Source organism: Massilia yuzhufengensis, assembly GCF_900112225.1.
Lineage (GTDB): Bacteria > Pseudomonadota > Gammaproteobacteria > Burkholderiales > Burkholderiaceae_D > Telluria > Telluria yuzhufengensis.
Genome location: NZ_FOLD01000055.1, coordinates 1 through 10755, shown reverse-complemented (window position 1 = coordinate 10755; position 10755 = coordinate 1). Strand labels below are relative to the sequence as shown.

The 10755-nt window shown below is 56.9% G+C and carries 12 protein-coding genes and 1 pseudogene; 3 read left to right on the top strand and 10 right to left on the bottom strand.

The features are described 5' to 3' along the window. The 6 genes and pseudogenes from BM031_RS24710 to BM031_RS24685 form a co-directional block, all read right to left on the bottom strand. Window positions 1-287: transposase (locus tag BM031_RS24710; RefSeq protein WP_143084712.1), on the bottom strand; the 287-nt coding region annotated here is incomplete at its 3' end. Window positions 288-618: 331 nt separating this feature from the next. Beyond that, the gene (locus BM031_RS24705) at window positions 619-1017 is read right to left on the bottom strand and encodes a VOC family protein (protein ID WP_091877590.1); all 399 of its coding nucleotides are present in this window, start codon (window positions 1015-1017) and stop codon (window positions 619-621) included. A gap of 50 nt (window positions 1018-1067) precedes the next feature. Beyond that, complete coding sequence (locus tag BM031_RS24700) at window positions 1068-2177, bottom strand: S-(hydroxymethyl)glutathione dehydrogenase/class III alcohol dehydrogenase (RefSeq protein WP_091877588.1); 1110 nt, start codon at window positions 2175-2177, stop codon at window positions 1068-1070. Between the two features lie 57 nt (window positions 2178-2234). Beyond that, complete coding sequence (frmR, locus tag BM031_RS24695) at window positions 2235-2510, bottom strand: formaldehyde-responsive transcriptional repressor FrmR (RefSeq protein ID WP_091877586.1); 276 nt, start codon at window positions 2508-2510, stop codon at window positions 2235-2237. A 142-nt stretch (window positions 2511-2652) separates the two neighbouring features. Further along, window positions 2653-3300: a ZIP family metal transporter gene (locus tag BM031_RS24690; RefSeq protein ID WP_307187652.1), complete on the bottom strand. Its 648-nt coding sequence runs from the start codon at window positions 3298-3300 to the stop codon at window positions 2653-2655. A 324-nt stretch (window positions 3301-3624) separates the two neighbouring features. Continuing rightward, window positions 3625-5180: pseudogene (locus BM031_RS24685) on the bottom strand (IS3 family transposase). Window positions 5181-5389: 209 nt separating this feature from the next. On the opposite strand from BM031_RS24685, the gene BM031_RS24680 reads away from it, so the two are divergent. Further along, window positions 5390-6529, top strand: a complete 1140-nt coding sequence (locus BM031_RS24680) for a glutathione-independent formaldehyde dehydrogenase (protein ID WP_091877584.1) — start codon at window positions 5390-5392, stop codon at window positions 6527-6529. Window positions 6530-6806: 277 nt separating this feature from the next. Here BM031_RS24680 and BM031_RS24675 read toward each other — a convergent pair whose 3' ends face one another. Both BM031_RS24675 and BM031_RS24670 read right to left on the bottom strand, forming a co-directional pair. Next, window positions 6807-7154 (bottom strand): LysR family transcriptional regulator, encoded by a 348-nt coding sequence (locus tag BM031_RS24675; protein WP_091877582.1) that lies wholly within the window; start codon window positions 7152-7154, stop codon window positions 6807-6809. A 114-nt stretch (window positions 7155-7268) separates the two neighbouring features. Continuing rightward, window positions 7269-7622 (bottom strand): winged helix-turn-helix transcriptional regulator, encoded by a 354-nt coding sequence (locus BM031_RS24670; protein WP_267873338.1) that lies wholly within the window; start codon window positions 7620-7622, stop codon window positions 7269-7271. A gap of 191 nt (window positions 7623-7813) precedes the next feature. Here BM031_RS24670 and BM031_RS24665 point away from each other — a divergent pair, with 191 nt between their 5' ends. Both BM031_RS24665 and BM031_RS24660 read left to right on the top strand, forming a co-directional pair. Continuing rightward, window positions 7814-8818 (top strand): zinc-dependent alcohol dehydrogenase family protein, encoded by a 1005-nt coding sequence (locus BM031_RS24665; RefSeq protein ID WP_091877576.1) that lies wholly within the window; start codon window positions 7814-7816, stop codon window positions 8816-8818. A 9-nt stretch (window positions 8819-8827) separates the two neighbouring features. Next, window positions 8828-9820 carry a zinc-dependent alcohol dehydrogenase family protein gene (locus BM031_RS24660; RefSeq protein ID WP_218147639.1) on the top strand — a complete coding sequence of 331 codons (993 nt, stop codon included), beginning with the start codon at window positions 8828-8830 and terminating at the stop codon, window positions 9818-9820. Between the two features lie 62 nt (window positions 9821-9882). Here BM031_RS24660 and BM031_RS25815 read toward each other — a convergent pair whose 3' ends face one another. Further along, window positions 9883-10089 carry a hypothetical protein gene (locus tag BM031_RS25815; RefSeq protein ID WP_218147638.1) on the bottom strand — a complete coding sequence of 69 codons (207 nt, stop codon included), beginning with the start codon at window positions 10087-10089 and terminating at the stop codon, window positions 9883-9885. Further along, entirely contained in the window at window positions 10089-10604 is a 516-nt protein-coding gene (locus BM031_RS24655; protein WP_229409190.1) for an LLM class flavin-dependent oxidoreductase, read from the bottom strand. Before BM031_RS24655 ends, BM031_RS25815 begins: the two co-directional genes overlap by 1 nt. Window positions 10605-10755: the final 151 nt, after the last annotated feature.

The following is a 10755-nucleotide window of genomic DNA, read 5'->3' as shown; positions in this document are numbered from 1 at the left end:
TCCTGCGCAAAGTACGCTGCCGCTTTTTTTATGATATCTCGCTCCATACGGGCTTCTGCCAGCTCTTTACGGAGCTTCGTCACTTCCGCCTCCAGCTCCGGCACGGTACGGCTACCAGGTGCCGCTTTGGGCGCTGTGCCACGCTTTGCGGCGGCCACCCAATTGGCCAGCGTTCCCTTGGGTATCGTCAGGCGATGGGAAGCATCGTCCAGCGTCAGCCCCTGCGTCAGTACCAGCTTGACCGCTTCCTCACGAAGCTCCGGCGTGTATGTTTTTTGGCGTTTCATAAATTCTCCAGTTGGTGAAGCTTACCAAACAGGAGTGTCCGAAAAAGTCAGGGTACCTCAGTCTTCATGTAGAGCTTTCTGTGTCTTAAGTAGAAAATTCTACTTCTGATCGCGCTCTTTTTGTGGGGGGATTACCGGTTCTTTCATAACGCCCTCATAGTTACCATTGATTGAAAGGATCTCGCTTCACGGTAAATACCCGCAGCGGCGCACGATGTACACCGCTGCGGGCCGACCGTTTTGAGCCGACACCATCTAAAGGGTTTGACTAATGCTCGCCCCTATAGAGGCTTGTGCAAGCTCTTTCCGAATGCCGTCACTTTCGCTACTTCTAGACAAAGGTGTACGAGCAGATCTTGTTGCCCGCCGGATCACGCAGATAAGCTGCGTAGGCGCCAGGCAGGTGGCCACGCGGGCCAGGCTGCCCCTCGTCGGTGCCGCCTGCGGCAAGGCCGGCGGCGTGGAATGCATCTACCTCGGCGGGAGTTGCAGCAGCAAAGCCGATCGTCACGCCATTGCTGGAGGGCGCTTCACCGTTGCCAGGACGGGCAATGATAAAAGCCGGCTTTTCACGGCCGAAGAGCACCCAACCGTTACCGAATGGACCGAGGTTCTTGATGCCAAGAGCCCCCAGAGTCGCATCGTAAAACGCGGCCGACTTCTGAACGTCGGCGGCGCCGATAAAGACGTGCGAGAAAATGCTGTCACCGGAAATAACTGGAGTAGACATAGTTCTTTTTCTTGATATTTGATGTTAAATAAATATTTAGTGTTCGTAAATCAATAGTGGATCACCGTGCGAATCGACTTGCCTTCGTGCATCAGATCGAAGGCTTTGTTGATATCCTCGAGACCCATGGTGTGGGTAACGAATGGGGCGAGATCGATCTCACCTTTCATTGCGTCTTCCACCATGCCGGGAAGTTGGGTGCGCCCTTTGACTCCGCCAAAAGCCGAGCCCTTCCAAGTCCGACCAGTGACCAGCTGGAATGGACGGGTCGAGATTTCCTTGCCAGCACCGGCGACGCCGATGACGATTGACTGGCCCCAGCCGCGATGGGCTGCTTCCAGCGCAGAGCGCATTACGTTGACATTACCAATGCACTCGAATGTATGGTCCACGCCCCAGCCGGTCATTTCGATGAGAACCTCGTGGATCGGCTTCTCGAAGTCCTTAGGGTTGAGACATTCGGTCGCGCCAAACTTACGAGCTAACTCGAACTTGGCTGGATTGGTGTCGATGGCAATGATGCGACCCGCCTTGGCTTGGCGCGCACCTTGGATTGCAGCGAGCCCAATGCCGCCAAGACCGAAGACGGCGACCGAGTCGCCCGGTTGCACCTTGGCCGTGTTGTGGACGGCACCGATACCGGTTGTTACCCCACAACCCAGCAGGCAGACGTGCTCCGGATTAGCATCCGGGTTGATCTTGGCCAGTGACACTTCCGCAACAACCGTATATTCGCTGAAAGTCGAACAGCCCATGTAGTGGTAAAGCGGTTGGCCGTTATAAGAAAAGCGAGTCGTGCCATCGGGCATCAGCCCCTTGCCTTGGGTCGCACGAACCGCGACACACAGATTGGTTTTACCGGACTTACAGAACAGACACTCGCCACATTCAGCGGTGTAGAGTGGAATGACATGATCGCCAGGTTTCACACTGGTTACCCCTTCCCCTACCTCCATGACGATACCCGCTCCTTCATGGCCCAAAACGACCGGGAAAAGACCTTCGGGGTCATCGCCCGACAAGGTAAAGGCATCGGTGTGGCATACGCCAGTATTTGTGATCTTGACAAGAACTTCGCCCTTGCGCGGCGGCTCAACGTCAATCTCAACGATTTCCAGCGGCTTTCCAGGCCCGAAGGCAACTGCTGCACGTGATTTCATGATGTGGTTTCTTTCTAATCTAGGTGAATTTGTTTTCATCGAGGACACTTCATCTCTCTAACGCAGGTACGACCGGACGATAGAGATTGTTTCGTCAATGGACTTGTTCTGCGAATCACTCCTGATCTCGCTATTCGGAAATTCTACTCGCAGATAGCTTTCCAGGACCGTGGCCATCAAGCCATTAACCGCTCCGCGGACTGCCGCGAGCTGCTGAAGAATCGCAGGGCAATCAGCACCTGCATCAAGTGCTTGTTCAAGAGTAGCTACCTGTCCTTTGATACGCCTGATACGCGTGAGGGCTTGTTTCTTTTCTTCCGAACTATGTGGCATCGAACACCTCTCTACTAGTTTAGTGTCCCCACTATACAATACTGCCCTATAGTATAAGCAACCGATTTTTTGCTGAAATTTGTGTTTTTTTCGCCTCCTTAAATTTTAGAAATCCACGTCAGCTCCCTCTCAAACCTGCCACTCAAGAGACACGTTCATGAGGCATTCCATTCACCAACACTACTAATAGGATGCCGACAAGCAACCAGACTACCTGCACCGTGGTCTCCCTGGTTGATCGGCGTTGCTGCAATTGAGGGATCAAGTCCGAAAGGGCTACGAAGATAAAACTGCTCCCAGCTACGGCCATTAGAAATGGCTGCCAATGCTGCAGACTTCCCGACAGCATGAATCCGCTAACGCCACCCACAGCTGTCATGGATCCAGCCATGAAGAGTTTCCTCAGTGCCGCCCTGTGATGATTGCTTTGACGCAATATAACCAAATCGCCTATGTGATGAGGCACCTCATGCATCAGTACGGAGACTGCTGCAGTAGCACCAAGGCGAACATCCGAAACGAAGATCCACGCAATTAGGATACCGTCTCCGAAGCAATGCACCCCGTCACCAATTAGTAGCGTCCAGTTAGCTCCCCGATGATTGTGTCTCGCATGGCTATGCTCGTGGCTGTGACGCCATAACTCAGCCTTGCTCAGCAGAAAGAAGAAGACCAAGCCGCTTAACACTGCAATGAATAGTTCATGCACATCAGCATTGCTTTCGATCGCTTCGGGGAGTAGATGGGTGAAGCTTGTTGACAGAAGCGCTCCAGCCGCTAAGCCGAGCAAGCCCTGCTGTCCGTGACTTCCTTGGCTATCCCCTACTCCGACGCGCACCACTAGTTGGTCGGCTATTCACACGCTACCAATTCCTACAATCAGTGTGACCAGAATGATGATGATCATGAGCAATGTATTTGCGTTACATATTGAATAGCGATGACCTCATGAGCAAGCCGTTCGCCATCTAAATTCGAGGCCCCCCCCGCCGTCTCTCCTTGCGAAAACGAAGCATACCATACTGGGGCATAGTATACATAGCCGCATACCACGGAGGCGTTGCAGAATCTTCATAGCGTATCCGGCGTTTGTCAACGTAGTTGTCGCGTCACCTCAAGCGGCGCACTGTAATGCTTCTGGCCGAATCCTTTCCGGATTCAACCAGACCTGACTCTCCAGTGTCCAGTTCCTAATCCCCCGCGACCAGCGCTGCGGATGGCGGTTGCGGGCATCGTCATAAACCTGTTCCCGGCGTTTCAGAATCGCCGTGTCCTGGCCGTTGTGACGCTGTGCTGGCGTCACGAATTTCAGGCCACTGTGCTTGTGCTCCTGGTTGTACCAGCGCACGAATTTCTGCGTCCATGCCTGCGCTTGCTCCAGGCTCGTAAACGGTTTTCTCGGGTAGTCCGGCCGGTATTTGCAGGTGCGGAATAGCGATTCGGCATAGGCATTGTCGTTGCTCACACGCGGCCTGCTGAACGACGGCGCCACACCCAGTTGCTCCAGGGTGGCCAACATGGTCGCCCCTTTCATGGCGCTGCCATTATCTGAATGGAGCACCAAGGAACGGCCTGCCAGTCCTTCGGCCAGGCTGGTCCGGCGCATCAGCCGTGACGCCAGTTCCGCCGACTCCGCCACGTGCACCTCGTGCCCGACGATCTTTCGGCTGAAGACGTCAAGTACCATGAACCAGTAATAAAATTGGTCCTTCACGGCAGCTGGCATCCACGTAATATCCCAACTCCACACCTGGTTCGGGCCGGTGGCGCAATGGCTCGTAAGCACGCGTTCGGAAGGCTTCTTTGCGCGGCCGCGGTGATGCTGCTGCGATGCTGCCTTCAAGACGCGGTAAAAGCTCGACTCCGACGCGACGTAGACGCCCCGATCGGCCAGCGCCGGCACGATCTGACTCGGCGGTAGGCTGGCAAATTCCTCGCTGTTGGCAACGGCCAGGATCTCGGCTCACTCATCCTCGCTCAGCTTGTTGGCCGGTTCCGGCCTCACGCTGGTCCGACGGCTGTCGCCGGCCTCGGCATCGTCACCTTCACGGACCCAGCGCTGGAATGTGCGCAGGGTGATGCCCAGCTCGATGCAGGCCGGCTCAAGACGGCTACCCATTGCCTGGGCCTCACGGATCAACTCGACACACAAGAGGCGATCTGGGACGCTGATCAGTCTTCCTCTTTGCCCCCCCAGATCGCCTGGGCTTTTTTTCGCAGGATCAGCAGTGCTGCCGCTTCGGCCAACGCTTTGTCCTTGCGTTGCAAGTCCTTCTCAAGTTGCCGGATGCGCTTCTTGTCTTCCTTTGACTGCGCCTGTTGGCCTCGCGTCTGCTGCATCGTGCTCGCATTGGCGGCCATGCATGCAGCGCGCCATGCGGCGATCTGCTCGGCGAACAGGCCCTTGCGCCGGCAATACTCGGCCAGTTCGCTGGCGTTCAGCGCAGCCGTTTCCAACACCACGGCAAACTTGTCCTCCGAGGTCCATTCCTCAGCATTTTTCCCACTACCCGGCACTGCGATTCCCTGATTACGAAGTTGACGGCGCCAAGTATAAAGGGTCTGCTCGGTGATCCCGCTCTCGCGGGCCAGTTCTGACACCAGCCTGTTCTGCGGTGGCATCATCTGCCGCAATAGCGCCTCTTTCCGTTCTGCTGAATACTGCCTCACTTGATCTCTCTTGCCCGTCCCCGGTATGGTTTTATCTCATCAGGTGACGCGACAACTATTCTGACACCGGGGTTTTTTTCGATTCTATGGCCCAAGGGTAAATCTTTGCAGCGTTCAACAGTGCGCCTTTTTGAAGAATTTCCTTATATTCTTTCTCCTCCTAACGTCGCTGCTCGCGATGAATTTACCCTCGTTCTAAAAGGAAAATCATGAAGGCACTCGTTTATAATGGCCCTTGCGACGTCCAGGTCAAAGACATGCCGGACGCCAAGATTGAAAAGCCGACTGACGTCTTGGTCCGTATCACGACAACCAACATCTGCGGGTCCGACCTACACATGTACGAAGGCCGTACCAACATGGAAACGGGCCGTATCTTGGGCCACGAAAACATGGGTGAAGTCATCGAGGTCGGCAACGCCGTCGAGCGCGTTAAGGTCGGGGACGTTGTCTGTCTGCCGTTCAACATCGGCTGCGGCTTTTGCGAAAATTGCGAACGGGGCTTGTCCGGCTTTTGCCTGACGGCAAATCCAGGCACAGCGGGTGCTGCCTACGGTTTTGCCGGCATGGGCCCGTACAGCGGCGGCCAAGCCGAACTGCTACGGGTGCCGTTTGGCGATTACAACTGCTTGGTGCTGCCGGAAGACGCCAAGGAAAAGGAAAATGACTACGTAATGTTGTCGGACATTTTCCCGACCGGCTACCACGCCACCGAACTGGCTGGCCTCAAGCCGGGCGAATCGGTCGTGATCTACGGCGCCGGCCCGGTCGGCCTAATGGCGACCATGTCTGCGTTCATTAAAGGCGCAAGCGAAGTTTTCGTCGTGGACACGCACAAGGACCGCTTGGCACTGGCCGAAAAGCTGGGCGCGGTGGCGATCGACGACACCGAAGGCGCCGGCGTCGAGAAGATCTTGAACCTTACCAACGGCAAGGGCGCCGACTGCGGCTGCGAATGCGTTGGTTACCAGTGTTGCGACAAGCACGGTAAGGAAGTGCCAAATCTGACAATGAATAACTTGGTGCAGACGGTCAAGGCCACTGGCGGCATCGGCGTGGTTGGTGTATTCCTCCCGCAGGATCCGAAGGGTCCAGACGCGCTGGAAAAGGAAGGCAAGATTGCCTTCGATTTCGGCAATTTTTGGTTCAAGGGTCAGAAGATTGGCACCGGGCAAGCCAACGTCAAGCATTACAACCGGTACTTGGCAAAATTGATTCATAAAGGTAAAGCGGCGCCCTCGCAGATCATTTCACACGAGCTTGCATTGGAGGATGCACCGACTGGCTATCGGAATTTTGATAAACGTGCCGAAGGGTGGACCAAAGTCGTGCTGAAACCTAATAAATAAAGAAAATATTATTTATTGGCGCATGCTAAAAGACGATTCACAAAATTAAAGCAGGCGATAGGTTTTACAATAAATGGTTAGTTCGCGCAATTTTCTTTCATTTCGGGAAGTTAAGGAAAGAAGATTGCGCGGAAGCACTTTGCTACTTCCTAAATCGTCTCAAAGCTCGACTTTTTCCAATGATCCCGCGTATCAGACGACTTCAATAAGTCAATCTAACAAGGCACGCGGTATTTTTACCATATCAGGTCAGTTACCCGACCCGCTGTAAATTCCATCACTCCATAGCTCTCAATGAATCCATGAAGGATTCCACCGCCAGGGCGGAAGGAATATCGATCCGGAGACGCCCGCGCACGATGTCGCCCGGCGCGCCGAACATGGTCACCGCTTCATCGACCTCGCCCGGAATCCCTGCGACCCTGACCAGAAACGCCTCACCCTCCGCGGTGAGGCTCACCTTGCGCGTCGTGCGATGGAACAGACGCACGCCGAGCGATGCTTCCAATTGATTGATGGCCAGCGTCACTTGGGGGTGGCCCATCTGCAGCGCTTCAGCGACCTTCGTAAAACTCTGGAGTTCAGCAAGCCTGGAAAACAGGCGCATCGATTGAAGCAGCTCCATCGACACATCTTTCTTGGTAGTGGGTACGGCCTGGCCGCGTGCGGCCAGGCGCCGGCAAAAGCCGATTATAGAGTCCGAATTGATATCGTCGAATACAACAATCAGCTCGGCGATTCAGGAAAGCGGCAAGGCTTCGCTTTCATCTTCGACGATCTCGGCTTGGCCGGAAGCTGCTCTGTTGCGTTCTACCGTATCGAGCAGTACGGAATTGGCTTCGGCCCAATCGTAAAGTGCCAGCAAAGGCTCGACGAACTTCTGTCCAAGCTCCGTCAGCGAATATTCGACTGCGGGTGGAACCACCTGGTGCACCTTCCTCGACAACAGCTGGTCGGCTTCGAGCTCGCGCAAGGTCTGGGTGAGCATCTTCTTCGAAATTCCCGGCATGCTGCGCTGTAACTGGCCAGTCCGTAGCGGACCGAAACTAAGGACGTAGATTACCATGGACGTCCATTTGGGCGTCAATAGCATGTGGATACGCCGCGGTGGACAGGTTTCACTGATGACCAGTGGATCAGGGGGATGACGAACAGTGGAAGCCATGGTTACCTATAGGTGCCTATGATCCTAAAAAGTGCCTAATTTACAGGCGGGACCTTATGGATCAATATTACCCCATATTCAGTTTGCCCCCAAGGGCCACATTCACAAGGAACCAATACATGACTACCCAAGCCACCATGCGCGCACTCGTCCTGAACGACTACGCCGACGGCAAATTCATCGATACCCAGGTGACCCGGCCAGCACCGAAAGCGGGCGAAGTGCTGGTACAGATCGCTGCCAGCGGCGTCAATCCGATCGACTGCAAGATCCGCACCGGTGCAGCGCCGTATGCCATGCCCGAACTGCCTGCGATTCTCGGCACCGATCTGGCGGGCACGGTCGTCGAGGTCGGTGAAGACGTGTGCGACTTCAAGGTCGGCGACGAAGTGTACGGATTGGCTGGCGGCGTGCGTGGCATCCCGGGAACGCTCGCCGAATATGCGGCCGTCGACGCTCGCCTGTTGGCACCGAAGCCAAAGAACCTTAGTATGCGCGAAGCGGCTGCGTTGCCGCTGGTGTTTCTGACCGCTTGGGAAGGTCTGGTCGACCGTGCCGGCGTACATGCTGGCCAGCGCGTGCTGATCCAGGGCGGCGCGGGTGGTGTTGGTCACGTGGCAGTGCAGATCGCCCGTGCGCTCGGCGCCGACGTGTATGCGACTGCCTCGGCGGCTAAGCACGCCGTCATCAAAGGCTACGGCGCTACGCCCATCGATTATCGCGACGCCAAGGTCGTGGACTACGTCGCGAAGTATGCAAATGGCGTTGGCTTCGACGTGGTCTATGACACCGTCGGCGGACAGACGCTGGACGACTCACTTGTTGCGGCCAGGCCTTATGGACACGTTCTCAGCTGCTACGCTTTCGCGGAGCACAATCTGGCGCCAGGCTCTCTGCGCTGCGTGACATTGTCCGGTATCTTCGTGCTGCTCCCCATGTTGAGCGGTGAAGGACGGGCCCACCATGGCGACATCCTGCGCGAGGCGACCCGCCTGGCGGAGCAGGGCAAACTGAAACCCTTGGTCGACGAACGGCGCTACACTTTGGCCGACGCGCATGCCGCGCATGACGCTCAGGAGGCCGGCAAGGCCCTTGGCAAGATCGTGATCGACGTCGCTTCCTGAAGGATGGGTATGACCATGTCGCAGGTGGTTCGATTTCATGAACTTGGAGGCCCGGGTGTATTGCGGTTGGAGCAGCGCAGTGTCCCTGAGGCCGCAGATGGCGAAGTACTCATCGAGGTGCAGGCGATCGGCTTGAATCGGGCGGACAAGATGTTCCGCATGGGCCAGTATCTCGAGACGGCGCAACTGCCATCCATGCTGGGCTTCGAGGCGGTTGGCATGATCGCTGCACTTGGCCCGTCGGTGCAAGGATTCGCGGTCGGCGACATGGTCGGCGTCCTGCCCGGGTTCGAGCTCGGCAGATATGGCACCTATGCCGAGCATGCGTTGATTCCCGCTACCCACCTTGTCCCGCAACCGGCCGGCTTGTCCGCGGTGGAGGGAGCTGGCCTGTGGATGGCCTATCTGACCGCATACGGCGGTCTCGTGGAGGCCGGAGGACTTGGCAAAGGAGACTGGATTGCCATCACCGCTGCATCAAGCAGCGTAGGCTTGGCTGCGGTACAGGTTGCACGCCAGGTGGGTGCGCGGCCCATCGCGGTGACACTGACCAGCACAAAGCGCGATGCACTGTTGGCTGCTGGAGCCGAAGCCGTCATCAGCACGTCAGACGAGCCGTTGGAGAGCCGCCTGCGCGAACTGGCGCCGTACGGGATCCAGTGCGCGTTCGACGCTGTCGGCGGTCCGCAAGTGAACCAGCTCGCAGGGGCCATGGCCAAGCGCGGAACGATTGTCGTGCACGGCGCACTCAGTCCCGATGCGACACCGTTTCCGCTGAAGCTGGCTTTGAAGCGCAGTCTTTCTGTGCGTGGTTTCGTGTACACGGAAGTGACCGAGGATGCAGCAGCGCTGCAGCGCGTCCGGACTTTTATCTCGGCAGGAATCGAAGCCGGTATCCTCCGGCCGCTCGTGGACAGGGTCTTCTCGCTGAGTGACGTCGTGGCAGCGCACGAATACCTCGAATCGAACCAGCAGTTCGGCAAGATCGTGATGACAGTTTGAGAGCGCTGCAACGTATTTGCTCAGCGTGGAAGCGCGGCAAGACTTCGCCCCGTCCGACAGCATTACTGGACGGGGCGATCGCTGTTGATGATCAAGTTCGACGGAAACGCCGGCAGGACGAATTCGGCAAACTCCTGCAGCACCTCGGTAGCCGGCCGGCGCGATGCTTTCAGGGTGAAGGCGACATGGTTGACGCCCAGCTGCTGCAACCCGCCGAGGTAGTCGATCAGCCTGTTGCGCCCGACCCGCAGGCCGGAATGGATGCGCATCAAGGGGTGATTTGCGTCGTCAGCCAGGTCGAAGAACAGGCCTTGGGCAAACGGCTTAAGATGCCCGACTGCGTCTCCCGCTGCACAACGTCGCGCCATGTCGACACGATCGGTGCCAGGTGTTCGGGATTGACGAAGTAGTAAAGCCAGCCATCCGCATGCCGCGCAATCCACTCCAGATCCTGGCGGCTGCGTCCAGTGACGATGGCCGGAATTCGTCCGTGGGGCGGCGTTGGGAGCAGGTCCAGACTCCCATCCAACCTGCCAAAACGTTCGGAGTCGTGCACGGCGAACACTTCCTGCAAACTGGCCCGGAACATCCCGAACGCATCGCGGAATCGCTCGCCGCGCGTCTCGAAATCGCCTTCTATGCCAAATGCGGGGTACTCGCTCGGGCGATCGCCTGACGAAATGCCAAGTACCATGCGGCCGCCGGAAAGCTGGTCGACCGATGCAGCCTGTTTCGCCAGCAGCAGCGGATGGCGCAGGGTGATTACCGCGCTGCCTGTGGCCAGTGCGATGCTCTGGGTGCTGGCGGCGAGGAAGCCTAAATAGGTGAACGGTTCGTACAGCTAAAGTGGCCCCATCAGTCAAGACATTCAGCCGGCTAGTTTAAGCTGTGTCCATTTCCACTTCAGCAGCTGCCCGGCGCTGCCCCGTACTGCC